A 14,804-nucleotide genomic window follows, 5' to 3' on the forward strand; every position below is an offset into this window, starting at 1 on the left:
CAGGCGATTGCATGAACGCGACACCGCCGCACATGGTGGGCCATGTCCTGCGACCGGAGGAGTTCCTCGCCCGTGCCTCGTACGACAGTGCCGCGCCCGACGAACGGCTGAGCCGGTGGGTCGAGCGGTACTGGTCTGTCACGTGGTCGCTCGAGGACGGCGCATCCCATCACGTGGCGACGCTCGACGAACCGGCGGTCAATCTGACCGTCGAACGTGGCGGAGTCCAGCGCAGCGGCATGGACGGTGACGGCGCATGGATCACCGGCCCGGTCGCCGCGGGACGTTTCGATGTGACGCTGACCGGTACGGGCAGTGTCATCGGGGTCACATTCCGACTGGGAGGCACCACCGCCTTTCGCGCCGCTGATCTGGCGGCCCTGCGTGACCGCACCGTTCCCGCTGCGGAGTGGTTCGACGTCGATCCCGCCGCCGTGGTCCTCGAGCCCACGGCGACCGAGGCCGCGGAGGTGCTTGATGACTACCTCCTCGGCCGGGAGCCACGTGAGGACCCCGGGTTCGACGGGTTTCTCGCCGTTCTCGAGATGCTCGCCGACCCGGAGGTCACCGGCACCGGGGAGCTGGAGCGACGAGCGGGGATGGGAACGCGGTCGCTGCAGCGGCTGTTCGAGCGGTTCGTCGGTCTCGGCCCCAAACGCATGCTGGTGCGTGCGCGAGTGATGGACGCCGTGGCAGCGTTCGACAGCGGTGACCCGCGGGACGTCGTCGATCTCGCCCATGATCTCGGTTGGTTCGACCAGCCACACTTCATTCGCGACTTTCGCGCCATCACAGGCGAGACGCCGGCTCGTTACGCGCGCCGAAGGGGGTGACCGCGAGGGGAGCGCTGCGCGATACTGCGAGCATGACGACGCTCAGCGCGACCTTCACGATCGATCTGCGCCCCGGCGAGCCGATCCCGACCGCCGCCGGCCGCTTCGAGTTCACCAAGACCTGGAGCGGCGCACTCGAGGGCACCAGCCACGGCACCATGCTCACCGCGGGCGATCCGGGCACGGGCAACGCCGGCTACGTCGCCATCGAGATCTTCGAGGGCACTCTCGACGGGCGCCCGGGCGGCGTGACCCTCCAACAGCTCGGGACCATGGCCGGCGGCGACCCGGTCCTCGAGTACGTCATCGCCCCCGGCTCGGGCACCGGCGAGCTCGCCGAGACCTACGGGAGACTGACCATCGACGCGATCGACGACGACGGTGTCCACCGGGTGAGTCTCGAGCAGGCCTGAACCGCCTCGGCGTCCCGAGCCGCACCGGGCCCGGGCGCACCGGGCCCGGCCGCACCGCAGCCGGCCGCACTACAGTGGCGCCATGAGCACCGTCGTCCTGCCCGGCTCGTTCGATCCCTTCACGCTGGGGCATCTCGACCTCACGCGTCGGGCAGTCGCCCTCGGCCACCGTGTGGTCATCGCCGTCTCCCACAATCCCAGCAAGGCCGGGACCCTCGGTCTCGAGGCGCGGAAGACCGCGATCGCCGAGACGGTGGAGGCCGACGGGATGAGCGGCAGCGTCGAGATTCGCACCCTGCCCAAAGGGCTCCTGGTCGACTTCTGCCGGGAGCTGGGGGCCGATGCGGTGGTGCGCGGCCTGCGCTCCCAGCTGGATCTGGCGTACGAGGAGCCGATGGCGCGGATGAACCACCACCTCGCCGGTGTCGACACCGTCTTCCTGCTGACCGACTCGGCCTACTCCCACATCTCCTCGTCCCTGGTGCGGGAGGTCAACGCCCTCGGGGGTGACGTCTCCGACATGCTCCCGGGACCGTCCCTGGACGCGCTGCGAGCCGCCACGGACGTATCCTGAGTGGTCCTCCCGGCCACGCTCATCTTCGTCGACACGAACAGGACTGCCACGCCATGTCTTCCGACACCGTCCCCGTCTCGCCGCTCGATGAGGATCTGCGCTTCGACGCGGTCGACCTCATCGGCCGCCCCGGCGCGCACCGCCGTATCGAGCGCACCATCGCCGCCCCCGCCCGCGAGGCCGGCGGCGCCGCGATGCAGGTCCCCGAGGGCAACGCCCTCGCTGTCGAGGCCGAGCTCGAATCCGTCGTCGAGGGCATCTACGCCCACGGCTCCGTCCGCGCCCACCTCGAGGGCGAGTGCTCACGCTGTCTCGACCCCGTCGACCAGGACGTCGAGGCGCGTCTGGACGAGATGTTCATGTACCCCGAGAAGGTCAAGGCCGACGAGCTCGAGGACTCGGTCCTGCTCGAGGGCGACAAGGTCAACCTCGGCCCGCTGGTGCGCGACGCGCTCGCCATGGAGGCCGACGAGCGCCCGCTGTGCCGCGAGGACTGCCCCGGTCTGTGCCCCCAGTGCGGTTTCCGCATGGAGGACGACCCGGAGCACGGCCACGAGATCATCGATGACCGGTGGGCCGCGCTGAAGACCCTCCTCGATGAGGACTCCGACGGCTCCGACGGTTCGGCTCGCTCCGACAGCTCCGACAGCTCCGACAGCTCCGACAGCTCCGACAGCTCCGACAGCTCCGACAGCTCCGACGCCACTGGCGGCACGGCCGGCAGCGAGGGCCGCTGATGGCGCGGAGGCGCCGGGCCACCGAGCACGCCGACGCCGATCGGCTGCTCGACGCCCTCCCGCTGGACGCCGCTCAAGCTGCTGAGCTGCGCGAATCGGGACTGTTCGAGCTGGCCCTGACCCATCGCTCCTATTCCTATGAGCACGACGGGCTCCCGCACAACGAGCGACTCGAGTTCCTCGGCGACGCCGTGCTGCAGCTCGCGGTGACGGAGCAGCTGTACGCGACCCATCCGACGCTGCCCGAGGGTGACCTCGCCCGCCGCCGCGCCGCCACCGTCAGTGCCCGGGCGCTCGCGGTGATCGCCTCGAAGCTCGACCTCGGCGCCTACGTGAGGCTGGGTCGAGGGGAGGATCTCACCGGCGGGCGCGCGAAGATCTCCATCCTCGCCGACACCACGGAGGCCGTGATCGGTGCGGTCCACCTGGGTCTGGGCCAGAACGTCTCCCGCCGGTTCGTCCTGGAGCTCATGCAGCCTCTGCTGGAGTCCGACGAGTTCCTCGAGACCAGCTACGACTTCAAGTCCCGGCTGCAGGAGATCGCCGCCGCCACCGGCGTGACCCCGTCCTACCGGATCACCGAGACGGGCCTGGAGCACGAGAAGGTGTTCACGGCCACGGTCAGCGTGGAGGGCATCGTCTCCGCGAGCGGGGAGGGCGCGTCCAAGAAGGACGCCGAGCTGGCCGCGGCTCAGAACGCGGTGCGCGCGGTCCTCGCCGAGCGCGGCGAGTCGCTGATACCTCGCGGCTGACCCGCCCCCGCGGCTGACCCCATTCCCAGCGGCTGAGAGGAGCTGAGCGGCGTGCCGGAACTTCCCGAGGTCGAAGTGGTGCGTCGCGGCCTCGAACCCCGCACCGTCGGCCGCGTCGTCGACGAGGTCGAGGTGGTCGATCCGCGGATCATCCGCCGTCAGAGCGGGGGAGCGGACCGCCTGGCCGCGGCCCTGGTGGGCTCTCGCCTGACCGCCGTGGTGCGTCGCGGGAAGTTCCTGTGGTGGCGCCTGGCCGACCCGGACGGCCAGGACACCGGGGAGGCGCTCATGGGCCACCTCGGTATGAGCGGCCAGCTGCGTGTGCGCACCCCCGACCCGGCACCGACCGCCCTCCTGCCGCCGTCCGAGGGCCCCGCCCCCGACCCGCTCCGCCACCGCCGGGCGAGCCTGCATCTGGATGACGGCACCGTGATCGACATGGTCGACCAGCGCATCTTCGGCGGCCTGTGGACCAGCCCTCTGCAGCCGACTGCCGATGGTGCCGTCGCCGGCCTCGGCAGCCCCGACGAGCTGCTCCCCGACGACGCGGCCGGCATCGCCCGCGACCTCCTGGACCCGGCGGCGGACCTGCCCGCCATCGCCCGCACGCTGCGCTCCCGGCGAGCCCCCGTGAAATCCCTGCTGCTGGCGCAGGACGTCGTCAGCGGCATCGGGAATATCTACGCCGACGAGGCCCTGTGGGCCGCCCGCACACGCTACGACACCCCCGGCAACGCCCTGACGCAGCGTCGCGCGCTGTCGATCCTGCGGGAAGCCGGCGCCGTCATGGAACGGGCACTGGGTGCCGGTGGGACCAGCTTCGACGCGCTCTACGTCAACGTCGACGGTCGCAGCGGGTACTTCGCGAGGTCGCTCGCCGCGTACGGCAAGGATGGGGAGCCCTGCCCGCGATGCGGGACGCTCATCCGTCGCGACGTCCATCAGGCCCGCAGCAGCTTCTACTGCCCCCGCTGCCAGCGCCCCCTGCCCCGGGCGAGGAAGGACCAGGACAGATGACATCGGACGACGAGAGTGCCGGCGGTGAGCACCTGGAGGACGAGTCGCCGGAGGGCATCATCCGGGTGATGCTGGTCGACGATCACGAGGTCGTCCGCCGCGGCATCGCCACCGTCATCGACGCCGGTCACGGCCTCGGCGTGGTCGGTGAGGCCGCCTCCGTGGCGGAGGCGGCCCGTCGGCTGCCCGCGATCCGGCCCGATGTGCTGGTGGTGGACCTCCAGCTTCCTGACGGCACCGGCATCGACGTCATGCGAGCTGCGCGCCGGGCCGACCCCGCCCAGCGCATGCTCGTGCTGACCAGCTTCGACGACGACGCCGCGGTGCGCGAGTCCCGCGCGGTCGGCGCCGACGGGCTGATCCTGAAGTCCGCCCGATCCCACGAGATCATCGAGGCGATCCGCACCATCTGTTCGGGGAAGCCGGCCTGGCCGGCCGATCGCGCCGAGGAGACACCCCAGCTGTCCGACTCCGACCGCCGGATCGTCGACCTCATCGGCGACGGCCACTCCAACCGAGAGATCGCTGACGAACTGGGCATCGCCGAGAAGACGGTCAAGAACCGCATCACGGTCATCCTCGCGACCTTGGGCATGCAGCGCCGCACGCAGGTCGCGGCGATGGTCGCCGCCCGTCGGCGCGCCGGCTGGAAGCAGTGACGGTTGGAAGCAGTGACGACTGCTGGCGACCGAATCACACCGCTGGCGACGTCGCCGCACCCGCTGGAGACATGGTCGCCGCACCCGTTGGAGACATGGTCGCGGCTGCTGGAACCGATCACGTCGGTGGCAGCGTCACCCGCCAGGAGATCATCGTGCCGGGCTCGAGGTTGATGGCGTCCACCCATCCGGAGTGCCGGCGCGCGCGGCTGGACATGTTCGCCAGCCCGCTGCGCCGCTGCACCGAGGGGTCGATCCCGCGCCCGTTGTCCGAGATGTTGACCTGGACGACCCGGTCCACACCCTCAGAGGTGAGGCTGACCGAGACCGCCACGGCGCTGGCATGCGCGTGGCGGGCGGCATTGGCGAGGCCCTCGCGGACCACCGCGACCACGTCCTCGGCGATCTCAGCGGGCAGCTCGGCCTCCATCTCGGCCGGGTGCGGTGGCAGGCGCAGCGCGGGGACGAAGCCGAGACCGGCGGTGGCCAGGCCCACCTCGTGGCGCAGCTGTTCGGTCAGCGTCGCCTCCGGGCGCTCGCGGCGCAGCGACTGCACGATCTGTCGGATCTGAGCGACCGCGTTCTCGACCCCGTGCACCGAGGCGGCGACCGAGGAACGGATCCGCGTGTTCGAGGGCGGCTCCCCGGGAGCGGCCAGCGCGTCGGTCAGGCTCTCCAGTTCCATCCCCACGGCGAACAGTTCCTGGATTGCGAGATCATGCAGATCGCGGGCGATCCGGCTGCGCTCGTCGTCGATCTCCACCGTGGAGCGCAGTGAGGGCCAGCGCAGCGTCAGGGCGAGCAGGCCGGCCAGGGCGTCCAGCCGTTCCCGATCGGCGAGGGTGAACTCGTCCGGCACGTCCTGCGAGGCCGCGGAAGGGGCCCCGCGGAGTACGGCGAGGTAGCCCATGCCGTGCTCGGCGGCGTCGACGGCGGCCAGCAGCGCGGGGCGCTCCTGGTCACCGATGCGCAGCGTGGCGATGCTCTCGAGCGCCTCGACGTCCGCACTCTCGAGGCCGCGCTGTTCCGGGGAGTCGGGCTCCAGCGGCCGGCCGAGCAGCTCCGCGCCATCCGGGCCGTCGACGATCTCGTAGGCCCACGCTCCCGGCCGCCACGGGAGGGCCAGCGCGGCACTGCGCGCGCCGAGATCGGTACGGGCGGTATGGACGAGCAGATCCAGCAGATCCTCGGTGTCGCCGCCGGCGAGCACGGCCTCCGCCAAGGCCTGCATACGGGGCCGGTCGGGCCGGGATGGCGGGGTCGGCGATGTCATCGGTGCTCCTCGAAGCAGGCCCGGGCGTGGTCACCGATCCGGAGCACCGGCGTGGCGGCGGGGACCGCCTCGATCCGGTGGGTGACCACGACGACGGTACTGCTTGCCGGGACGAGGGTCTCGTCGGCCGGGTCGAGGAGGGCGCGCAGCAGGGCGTCGCCGCGGGCGGTCTCGAGGTGCTCGGTCGGTTCGTCCAGGAGCAGCACCGGGCCGCGGCGGACCACCGCGCGGGCGAGCAGCAGCCGGCGCCGCTCGCCGCCGGAGACGGTGGTCCCGTCCGGCCCGATGGGGGTGTCCAGGCCGCGGGGGAGGGTCGCGAGCCAGTCGTCGAGGCCGACGGCGTCCAGTGCGGCCAGAGCCGTCCCGTCGTCCAGGTCGCCGCGCACCACGCGGAGGTTCTCCCGCACCGTGGTGGCGAAGACGTGCGCGTCCTCGGCGAACATCGTGACCTCGGCACGCACCTCGGGGGCGGGCAGCACCGCGAGGTCGCCGCCGTCGAGTTCGACGCGGCCCGCCAGTGGATCGAGGAGACCGGCGAGAGTCGCCAGCAGGGTCGACTTGCCGCTGCCGGAGGCGCCGACCACCGCCAGACGCGACCCCGGCGGCAGATCCAGGTCGAGATCAGCGACTCGGGGAGCGTCGGCGGTCCATCCGGCAGTGAGGCCGACAGCCCGCAGGTGTCCGGACCCACCGGGAGGCGCGGCCTGTAGGGACGGCGCAGACGAGGTGGCCTGTGCGGACGGTACAGACGAGGCGGACTGTGCGCACGGAGCGGACTGCGCGGACCGCGCAGGCGTGGCGGCGGGCGCTCGCTCGCCGTCGGAGTCGGAATCGGAGCCGGAACCGCGGCGGGCGCCTCGGGGTGGCGTCACCGCAGGCGTCGCCGGGCCGTCGGTCAGTTCGGCGAGTCGCGCCGCGGCGGCCCGCGAGCGGGCGTACTGCGAGGCTGCGGCCGGCAGGGCGGTGGCCGCCTCGAAGGAGGACAGCGGCAGCAGCAGGAGCACACCGACCTGACCGGCGGAGGCCCCGCCGTCGGTCCACGCGGCTCCGGCGGCGAGCAGAGAGCCCGTCACCGCGAGGATCATGGCCAGCGGTACCGCGGCCGAGGCGACGGCCGAGGGCAGAGCGGCCCGGTCGATCGCAGCATCGTGCTCCTCCTGCCGGGACCGCAGCTCCTCGAGAGCGGCCCCGAGGCGACCGTCCAGGCGGAGCGAGGTGGCATCGTCGAGGATCTCCACCGCACCGGCGGTGACACCGGAGCGAGTGGTGACAACGGCCTGCTCGGTCAGCAGCGCGGCCCGATAGGCCATCAGCGGTGCCAGCACGCTGGCCAGTGCCAGGGCCAGCAGCATCGCGATCCCCGCGAGAGGGGACAGCGGCGTGATCGTCGCCAGCACCACGACGGCCATGACCGCCGCCACCAGAGAGGGCACGATCGCGGTGATGACGTGATCGCCGAGCTCCTGGGCGTCGTCCCCCAGGCGTGCGAGCAGGTCCCCGCGGCGGAGGCGGGTGAGCGCGTCGTCGGTGCGGGCGGCGAGCGCGGTGAACAGGTTCGTGCGCAGGGAGACGACGCCGCGCAGGGCGACGTCGTGGGTGAGCATCCGCTCCAGCCAGCGGAACACACCGCGTGCCACCCCGAGCGCTCTGACCATCACCACGGCGACGGTCAGATCGAGCACCGGCGGCATGGTCCACGCCCGCGTGACCAGATAGGCGGAGACGGCGGCGAGGGCGAAGGCCGACCCCAGGGTGGCGCAGGCGGCGGCAAGTGCGGCCAGCAGCCGGCCGGTGGGGATCTCGAGCATGCGCTCGGCGCGGCGGAGGGGCGTGGCGCTCATCGGGCTGCCTCCCCGCCAGGGTCTACTGCTCCGACGGTGTCCGCGGGGAGAGGCTCCGTCCGCAGGGCCGACACACTGACCGCATCGTCCGCGAGCTCGACGAGACGTGAACGATGAGCGATCACGACGACGGTGCGGCCCTGCTCACGCAGGGCGCGGATCAGATCGAGGACCACGTGCTCGGTGGCGCCGTCGAGGTGGGCCGTCGGCTCATCCAGGATCACCAGCGGGGCGGGGGAGAGCATCGCCCGGGCCAGAGCGAGCCGCTGGCGCTCGCCGAGGGAGATCCCCCGGCCCGCTCGGCCCAGGTCCGCCTCCCAGCCGCGCTCGGCGGCCACGGCGTCCAGGCCGGTGGCCGTGGCCGCCCGGTCCAGGTCATCATCGGCCGCGTCCGGCCGGGCAGAGGCCAGCACCGAGCGGAGCGTCCCGGCCGGGAGCACAGGACGCTGGGGGAGGAGAGCCACCTGGTCCCAGAGGCTCCGCCGGTCCAGGTCCGCCACGTCGGTGGCCGTCCCGTCGGCAGCGATCACCACGGCCCGGCCCTCATCGGGAGCCAACAGCCCCAGCAGGACATGGACGGCCGTGGTCTTGCCCGACCCCGAGCCGCCCGTGATCGCGAGGACCCGCCCGGGACGCACCTCGACGTCGGCGCGGTGCGGGGCGTACCCGTCGCGCGATCGCACCGAGACCCCGCGCAGCGCGAGCGTCGCGGTGCGCAGATCCGGGGCCGGGACGTCCCCGGCGGGCGGAGACTGCTCGTCGAGGACCTCGAAGGCGGCGGAGACCGCGGCGAGCCCGTCGGTGGAGGCGTGGTACTGGGCGCCGACGTTGCGCAGCGGCAGGTAGATCTCCGGGGCGAGGACCAGCACCGCCAGGGCCGGGGCGAGGTCCATCTCGCCGGCGACCAGCCTCATGCCGATGCTCACGGCGATCAGGGCGACGCACAGGGTGGCCAGCAGCTCGAGCACCATCGAGGACAGGAACGCGTATCGCAGCGCCCCCATCGCCGAGGCGCGGTGGCGCTCGCCCAGTTCACGGACCACTTTCTCCGGGCCGCGCTCCCGGCCGAGCGCCCGCAGGGTGGGCAGCCCGTCGACGAGATCGAGCAGCTGGCTCCACAGCGAGCGCATGTCCGCCAGCAGCTTCTCGGACCGGCCGACGGTGAGCTTGCCGACCAGGATCATGAAGATCGGCACCAACGGCAGCGTCACCGCGGCGATGACGGCGCTGAGCGGATCGAGCACGGCCACCGTGACCAGGCACAGCGGCGTGACGGTCGCCGTGAGCATCAGCTGCGGCACGTATCCGACGAGGTAGGGGCGCAGCTTCTCGACGCCGGTCGTGGCCAGCGCTGTGACGTCGGCGCCGCGGCCGGCCACGCCCCGAGGGCCCAGGCGCGCGGCGTGGGCGAGAATCCGGCCGCGCAGCTCGCTGATCGCGCCGGTGGCGGCCCGGTGGGCGGTGCGCTGCTGGGCGAGCACGGCCCCGGCGCGTATCGCCAGCGCCACCACCAGAACGCAGAGCAGGTCCGGCGCCTGCTGGGGGACTCTGCCCTCGCTCAGCAGCTGCGCGCCAAGCCGGGCGATCACCAGCGCCGTGACGATGACGCAGGCGGACTGGACCAGGCCCAGCGCCACCGTGCGGACCACATGGCGGCGCGCCGAGGCGACCTCTCGCAGCAGTCGCGGGTCCACGGGAGCGCGCGAGCGGAGGCGAGGCCGAGCCGGTGCGGGCCCGGCCGGCACCGACTCGCTCGATGTCGCTCCCGCCGCGGTCATGTCTGCCCTCGCCGTCTCAGCCGGCATCCTGGTCGAAGGCTTCCCGGTAGCGCCTGGCGGCCTTCTCGAGCAGCTCCGTGCCGGGCGCGGGACCGTCCTCATCGCTGAGGCGATGACGGAAGACCCGATAGGTCCAGATCGTGTAGGCGATGACGACGGGCAGGAGCACCGCCAGCGCCACCAGCATCACGGTGAGGCTGTGGGCGGAGGAGGAGGCGTTCGCCACGGTCAGGGCGTTGGCCGGGTCCCCGGTCGAGGGCAGGACATACGGGAACAGGCCTGCGAACAGGGAGATCGTGGCCAGCGCGATAGCGGTGGTCGTGGCGGCGAAGGCCAGACGCTCCCGGCGAGCACGATTCAGGGGGACCACCGCGAGCAGGGCCGCGGCCGCGATCGCCAGCGAGATCCAGGTGACCGCGGTGTTCGAGTGGGCCAGCTGGAACCACAGCAGGAACACCGCCGCGGCGAGGATCGTCGGCCACACCAGGAGCCCGGCGAGGCGGTTGGCATCCTCCCGCAGCCGGCCCTCGACCTTCAGGGCGAGGTACAGGGTCCCGTGCAACCAGAACAGGAGCACGAACACCAGCCCGCCGAGCAGGGCGAAGGGGTTCAGCAGGCCCAGCAGGCTGGTGGTCATCCACGAGTTCTCGTCGATCGCGACGCCTGCGACGATGTTGCCGAAGGCGATGCCCCACAGCAGCGCGGGCGCGAAACCGCCGATGACGTGGACGACGTCCCACGAACGCTTCCACGCGGCACCGTCGGCCTTATCGCGCCATTTGAAAGCGCACACGCGGGCGATGAGCACCAGCAGCAGGGCCAGCAGCGCCAGGTAGAAGCCGGAGAACAGGGTGGCGTACCACTCGGGGAAGGCGGCGAAGATCAGCGCGCCGCCGGTGATCAGCCAGACCTCGTTGCCGTCCCACACGGGGCCGACGGTCTTCAGGATCGTGCCCCGGGTTCCGGCACCGCGCCGCCAGAACGTGGCGGCGTTCATCTGGACCCCGAAGTCGAAGCCCTCCAGCACGAAGTACCCAAGGAAGAAGAAGGCGATCAGGCAGAACCAGAGGGTCTGCAGAGCTGTGGGCGCGAGCGTGACGTCCATGAGTGATCTCGTCCCTTCTCAGTAGTCGAAGGAGAGGGCGGGGGTGTCGAGCTGGTCGGTCTCGGCGTCACGCTGGGGCAGGGCCGCGCCCTTCAGGGCGACCTTGCGCATCAGCTGGAACCAGACCACGGCGAGCACGCCGTAGATGAGGGTGAAGGCGACCAGCGAGGTGAGCACCATCCACGAGGGATGGCTGGAGACACCCTGCATGGTCATCAGCCGCACCGTCGGATCATCGGGGTTGGGGTGGACCACCCACGGCTGGCGGCCCATCTCGGTGAACACCCAGCCCGCCGCGTTGGCGAAGAAGGGCATCGGGATCGACAGCACGCCGAACCACTGGAACAGCCGCGAGCCGGAGGTGCGGGCCGTCGCGCCCCGACCCCGCGTGATCCACAGCGCCCACAGCGCCATCACCGCGCTGAACACGGCCAGGCCGATCATCAGGCGGAAGGACCAGTAGGTCACGAACAGGTTCGGTCGGTAGTCGGCCTGCTGCACGTTGCCATGGATGTCGGTGACGGATTCGCCGAACTCCTCCTGGTACTGGGCGTTGAGGTCGTCCACGCCCTGCAGCTCGGCGTCGAAGGTGTGGGTGGCCAGGAAGGAGGTGAGGTAGGGGATCTCGATCAGGTGGGTGACGCTGGAGCAGTCCTGGTCGAAGGCGTCGGGGCCGCCGATGGTGAGGATGGAGAAGGGCGCGCCCTCCTGGGTCTCGCACAGCGCCTCGGCGGAGGCCATCTTCATCGGCTGCTGCTTGAACATGATCTGCGCCTGCAGATCGCCGGTGATCGCGAGCGCCACCCCGGCGATCACCATCGCCACCACGCCCAGGCGCAGGGTCGGCCGGTAGAGGTCCCGGGCCACCGTGTCGTGGTCGCGGCCCTCGACGGTCTCCAGGCCGGCCTCGCGGGCCGCGCGGTGGTGACGGACCATGTGCCAGGAGGCCACACCGGTCACGAACGCGGCCGCGACCAGCCATGCGCCGGCGATGACGTGGGGGAACGCGGCCAGCGTGGTGATGTTGGTCAGCACCGCGAAGATCGAGCCCTGGGACGGGTCGAGCTCGGCGCGTCCGGTCTCGGGGTTCACCGCGGCTCCCACCGGGTGCTGCATGAACGAGTTCGCGGCGATGATGAAGTAGGCCGAGGCCATGGAGCCCATGGCCACCGCCCAGATCGTCAGCAGGTGGATCTTCTCGGGCAGCTTGCCCCAGCCGAAGATCCACAGGCCCAGGAACACCGACTCCAGGAAGAAGGCCGCGAGCCCCTCGAGGGCGAGCGGCGCCCCGAACACGTCCCCGACGTAGCGCGCGTACTCCGACCAGTTCATGCCGAACTGGAACTCCTGGACGATGCCCGTGGCGATGCCGATGCCGAAGTTCACGATCAGCATCGAGCCGAAGAACTTCGTCATGCGGGTCCAGGCATCGGTGCGCACCGGGTCCTTCGCGCGCATCGCCAGCGTCTGCATGATGGCGACCAGGAGCGAGAGGCCGATCGACAGCGGTACGAAGATGAAGTGGTACACGGTGGTGATGCCGAACTGCCACCGCGCAAGATCGAGGGCTTCCATGAATCCTCCCGGGAGTCCGGCACGCCATGGAGGTGGCGCGCTGGCTCGAATCTACGGCCGCGCGAGGCCCTGATCCGGGGACCATGGTCCCCTCGCGGGACCGACGCCGGAGCCGGGTCAGGCGCGGTGCGCCGAGATCGCGGCGCGAGCCAGCCGACGCCCCACGTCGATCGCCGAGGCGGGCCGTCCCCGGAGGAAGGCGGCCAGCGTGCCGTCGTAGGCGAGAGCCACCTCATCGGCGAGCTCCTGCGCATGGTCGCCGGCGAGCGGACGGGACAGATGCAGCAGGCGCCGGTCGAGCAGGTCGCTGTCCGCGGCGAGGACCTCGCCGACCGGGCCGTCCGGGTCCGGGAACTCGGTCGCGGTGGTCAGGAAGGCGCACCAGCGCGCCGGGGGATGCGTGCCGACACGGTATGCCTCCAGCGCGTCGAACAGGGCGAGCAGCCGCGCGGTGTCGTCTCCGGCCTCGACCACGTGGCGGTCCCAGATCGTCTGCCAGTCCGCCAGGCGGCGGCGGAGGGCTTCGGCCAGGAGCCCGTCCTTGCTCCCGAACTGCGCATACAGGGTGGCAGCGGAGACGTCCGCCTCCCGCAGCAGATCGTCGACCGGCGTGGCGCGGATGCCGCGGGAGAACAGCACGCTCTCGGCCGCCCGGAGCAACCGGTCGCGTGCGGAAGGGCGCTGGGAGGGGGCCATCACTCCACTGTAACGACCGTTTCACTGAACTACTATTCTGGTGTACTGTAACGAGCGTTCTAGTTGCGGCCGTGCCCGAGCCCGGGTGGACGAGCCCGGGCGTTACAGCCCGACGGCCGGTTCGGCCGCCCAGCCCGTCGGAAAGAAGGAGAGCGCCGATGCGAGATCTGGTCCTCAGCGGGATGGCACTGATCGCGGCGACCTACGGCCTCGCCCGGTTCGGGTACGGGCTGTTCCTGCCACAGTTCACCGAGGAGTTCGCGATGGTCCCGGCCGTCTCGGGTGCGATCCAGGCCGGCAGCTTCCTGTCCTACTGCCTCGCAGCGGCGATCGCGGCGCGCGTCGACGCCGGCCCGCGAGCATTCGTGGCGCTGGCAGGAGGTACGGCCGCGGCGGGCTCGCTCGGCGTGGCGCTCGCGCCCCATGCCGCGGTCCTCGCCCCGAGCGTCGTCCTCGCCGGGGCCGGCGCCGGGTTCGCGACGCCCGGCCTGGTCACCCTCATCGAGCGCCACCTCGTCGGCGCCCGACGTGAGAGCGCGCAGACGGTCGTCAACTCCGGCACCGGCGCCGGCCTGGTCGCCGCGGCGGCATTGAGCCTGCTCGCCATCGGGCACTGGCGGATCGCCTGGGCGGTGATCGCGGTGACAGCGGCAGCGGCCGCGCTGGCCACCTTGAGGGCCGATGCCGTCGCCGCCGGTGCCGGCTCGTCCGCCGGCGGCGGATCGCTCATCAGGTCCGGGCCGCCCGCCAGCTCCGGATCGCCCGTCAGCTCCGGACCGCCCGCCAGCTCCGGACCGCCCGCCGGTCCAGGGGCTGCCTCGGGGCCCGGGCGCTCCGCGGACGACGCCGTGCCGAGCAGCCGCGCAGGGCTCCGCGCCCTCATGGCGCCGCTGGTCATCCCCGTGGTGGCCGCTCTGCTGGCCGGCGCGTCGAGCGCCGCCATCTGGACCTTCGGGCGTTCGGTGATGGCCGATGCCCGCCCGGATCAGCCGCTCTACTCGCTGCTGGCCTGGATGGTGCTGGGTGTGCTCGGCATGGTCGGTGCGATCGCCGCCAAGCTCGTCCAGGCCTGGAGCCTGCGGACCGCCTGGACCCTCACCGCTGCTGCCATGGCCGGCGCCACCGTTCTGCTGGGCGTCGCTCCCGGAGCGTCGTGGGCCGCTCACCTGTCGATGTGCCTGTTCGGCGCGGGCTATACGGCGCTGAGCGGCGTCCTCATCGTCTGGGCCGGGAGGGCCCGTCCGGAATTCGCCGCGGAGGGAACGGTCGTGCTCTTCATCGCGCTCGCCCTGGGTCAGGCGGCAGGCTCCCTGCTGCTGGGGGCCCTGCTCGGAGTCACGTCGGAGATGACGACGTTCCTGGTCGCCGGAGGCCTCGGCCTGGCGGCCATCGTGCCCACGCTGCACCGCCGGATCCGGCATGACGACGGGGTGAGCACGAGCATGTCGGGATCGGTCGCGTGAACGGCCTGTGCCATACTGACGCAGGCACTCTCCTGCTCCGCACCGGGTGGGGGAACCTCCCGGCGTCGTCACGTCGGAGCACCGGTTA

The 14,804-nt window shown here is 71.9% G+C and carries 14 protein-coding genes; 8 read left to right on the top strand and 6 right to left on the bottom strand.

Going from position 1 to position 14,804, the window contains the following annotated elements:
• Positions 1-32 precede the first annotated feature (32 nt).
• The 7 genes from AC5020_RS02115 to AC5020_RS02145 all read left to right on the top strand — a co-directional run bounded on the left by AC5020_RS02115 (position 33) and on the right by AC5020_RS02145 (position 4,985).
• Positions 33-833, top strand: coding sequence for an AraC family transcriptional regulator (locus AC5020_RS02115; RefSeq protein WP_464987136.1), 801 nt, complete (start codon positions 33-35; stop codon positions 831-833).
• A gap of 32 nt (positions 834-865) precedes the next feature.
• On the top strand, positions 866-1,246 hold the full coding sequence (locus AC5020_RS02120) for a DUF3224 domain-containing protein (RefSeq protein WP_464987040.1): 381 nt from the start codon (positions 866-868) through the stop codon (positions 1,244-1,246).
• A gap of 82 nt (positions 1,247-1,328) precedes the next feature.
• Positions 1,329-1,820, top strand: coding sequence for a pantetheine-phosphate adenylyltransferase (coaD, locus tag AC5020_RS02125; RefSeq protein WP_464987041.1), 492 nt, complete (start codon positions 1,329-1,331; stop codon positions 1,818-1,820).
• Positions 1,821-1,873: 53 nt separating this feature from the next.
• A complete protein-coding gene (locus AC5020_RS02130; protein ID WP_464987042.1) occupies positions 1,874-2,557 on the top strand; it encodes a YceD family protein in 684 nt (227 codons plus the stop codon).
• Positions 2,557-3,309, top strand: a complete 753-nt coding sequence (gene rnc, locus AC5020_RS02135) for a ribonuclease III (RefSeq protein ID WP_464987043.1) — start codon at positions 2,557-2,559, stop codon at positions 3,307-3,309. The genes AC5020_RS02130 and rnc overlap by 1 nt, the downstream gene beginning before the upstream one ends.
• Positions 3,310-3,360: 51 nt before the next feature.
• Entirely contained in the window at positions 3,361-4,326 is a 966-nt protein-coding gene (gene mutM / locus AC5020_RS02140) for a bifunctional DNA-formamidopyrimidine glycosylase/DNA-(apurinic or apyrimidinic site) lyase (protein WP_464987044.1), read from the top strand.
• Between the two features lie 68 nt (positions 4,327-4,394).
• The gene (locus AC5020_RS02145; RefSeq protein WP_377017260.1) at positions 4,395-4,985 is read left to right on the top strand and encodes a response regulator; all 591 of its coding nucleotides are present in this window, start codon (positions 4,395-4,397) and stop codon (positions 4,983-4,985) included.
• A 118-nt stretch (positions 4,986-5,103) separates the two neighbouring features.
• On the opposite strand, the gene AC5020_RS02150 is transcribed toward AC5020_RS02145, so the two are convergent.
• From AC5020_RS02150 to AC5020_RS02175, 6 genes are all read right to left on the bottom strand, one after another.
• Complete coding sequence (locus tag AC5020_RS02150) at positions 5,104-6,258, bottom strand: sensor histidine kinase (protein WP_464987046.1); 1,155 nt, start codon at positions 6,256-6,258, stop codon at positions 5,104-5,106.
• Positions 6,255-8,099: a thiol reductant ABC exporter subunit CydC gene (cydC, locus tag AC5020_RS02155; protein WP_464987047.1), complete on the bottom strand. Its 1,845-nt coding sequence runs from the start codon at positions 8,097-8,099 to the stop codon at positions 6,255-6,257. Before cydC ends, AC5020_RS02150 begins: the two co-directional genes overlap by 4 nt.
• The gene (cydD, locus tag AC5020_RS02160) at positions 8,096-9,904 is read right to left on the bottom strand and encodes a thiol reductant ABC exporter subunit CydD (RefSeq protein ID WP_494564382.1); all 1,809 of its coding nucleotides are present in this window, start codon (positions 9,902-9,904) and stop codon (positions 8,096-8,098) included. The genes cydC and cydD overlap by 4 nt, the downstream gene beginning before the upstream one ends.
• Positions 9,894-10,982 carry a cytochrome d ubiquinol oxidase subunit II gene (cydB, locus tag AC5020_RS02165; protein WP_464987049.1) on the bottom strand — a complete coding sequence of 363 codons (1,089 nt, stop codon included), beginning with the start codon at positions 10,980-10,982 and terminating at the stop codon, positions 9,894-9,896. Before cydB ends, cydD begins: the two co-directional genes overlap by 11 nt.
• Positions 10,983-11,000: 18 nt before the next feature.
• Entirely contained in the window at positions 11,001-12,557 is a 1,557-nt protein-coding gene (locus tag AC5020_RS02170; protein WP_464987050.1) for a cytochrome ubiquinol oxidase subunit I, read from the bottom strand.
• A 117-nt stretch (positions 12,558-12,674) separates the two neighbouring features.
• On the bottom strand, positions 12,675-13,253 hold the full coding sequence (locus AC5020_RS02175; RefSeq protein WP_464987051.1) for a TetR/AcrR family transcriptional regulator: 579 nt from the start codon (positions 13,251-13,253) through the stop codon (positions 12,675-12,677).
• Positions 13,254-13,411: 158 nt separating this feature from the next.
• On the opposite strand from AC5020_RS02175, the gene AC5020_RS02180 reads away from it, so the two are divergent.
• Positions 13,412-14,716, top strand: coding sequence for an MFS transporter (locus AC5020_RS02180; protein WP_464987052.1), 1,305 nt, complete (start codon positions 13,412-13,414; stop codon positions 14,714-14,716).
• The last annotated feature ends 88 nt before the right edge of the window (positions 14,717-14,804 follow it).

This window comes from Brachybacterium sp. SYSU DS0246, assembly GCF_059391765.1.

Excerpts from the sequence above, each read along its gene's own strand:
- AC5020_RS02115 (WP_464987136.1), top strand. The coding sequence starts at position 33 with ATGGTGGGCCATGTCCTGCGACCGGAGGAGTTCCTCGCCCGTGCCTCG.
- AC5020_RS02120 (WP_464987040.1), top strand. The coding sequence starts at position 866 with ATGACGACGCTCAGCGCGACCTTCACGATCGATCTGCGCCCCGGCGAG.
- coaD (WP_464987041.1), top strand. The coding sequence starts at position 1,329 with ATGAGCACCGTCGTCCTGCCCGGCTCGTTCGATCCCTTCACGCTGGGG.
- AC5020_RS02130 (WP_464987042.1), top strand. The coding sequence starts at position 1,874 with ATGTCTTCCGACACCGTCCCCGTCTCGCCGCTCGATGAGGATCTGCGC.
- rnc (WP_464987043.1), top strand. The coding sequence starts at position 2,557 with ATGGCGCGGAGGCGCCGGGCCACCGAGCACGCCGACGCCGATCGGCTG.
- AC5020_RS02145 (WP_377017260.1), top strand. The coding sequence starts at position 4,395 with ATGCTGGTCGACGATCACGAGGTCGTCCGCCGCGGCATCGCCACCGTC.
- AC5020_RS02150 (WP_464987046.1), bottom strand. The coding sequence starts at position 6,258 with ATGACATCGCCGACCCCGCCATCCCGGCCCGACCGGCCCCGTATGCAG.
- cydC (WP_464987047.1), bottom strand. The coding sequence starts at position 8,099 with ATGAGCGCCACGCCCCTCCGCCGCGCCGAGCGCATGCTCGAGATCCCC.
- cydD (WP_494564382.1), bottom strand. The coding sequence starts at position 9,904 with ATGCCGGCTGAGACGGCGAGGGCAGACATGACCGCGGCGGGAGCGACA.
- cydB (WP_464987049.1), bottom strand. The coding sequence starts at position 10,982 with ATGGACGTCACGCTCGCGCCCACAGCTCTGCAGACCCTCTGGTTCTGC.
- AC5020_RS02170 (WP_464987050.1), bottom strand. The coding sequence starts at position 12,557 with ATGGAAGCCCTCGATCTTGCGCGGTGGCAGTTCGGCATCACCACCGTG.
- AC5020_RS02175 (WP_464987051.1), bottom strand. The coding sequence starts at position 13,253 with ATGGCCCCCTCCCAGCGCCCTTCCGCACGCGACCGGTTGCTCCGGGCG.
- AC5020_RS02180 (WP_464987052.1), top strand. The coding sequence starts at position 13,412 with ATGCGAGATCTGGTCCTCAGCGGGATGGCACTGATCGCGGCGACCTAC.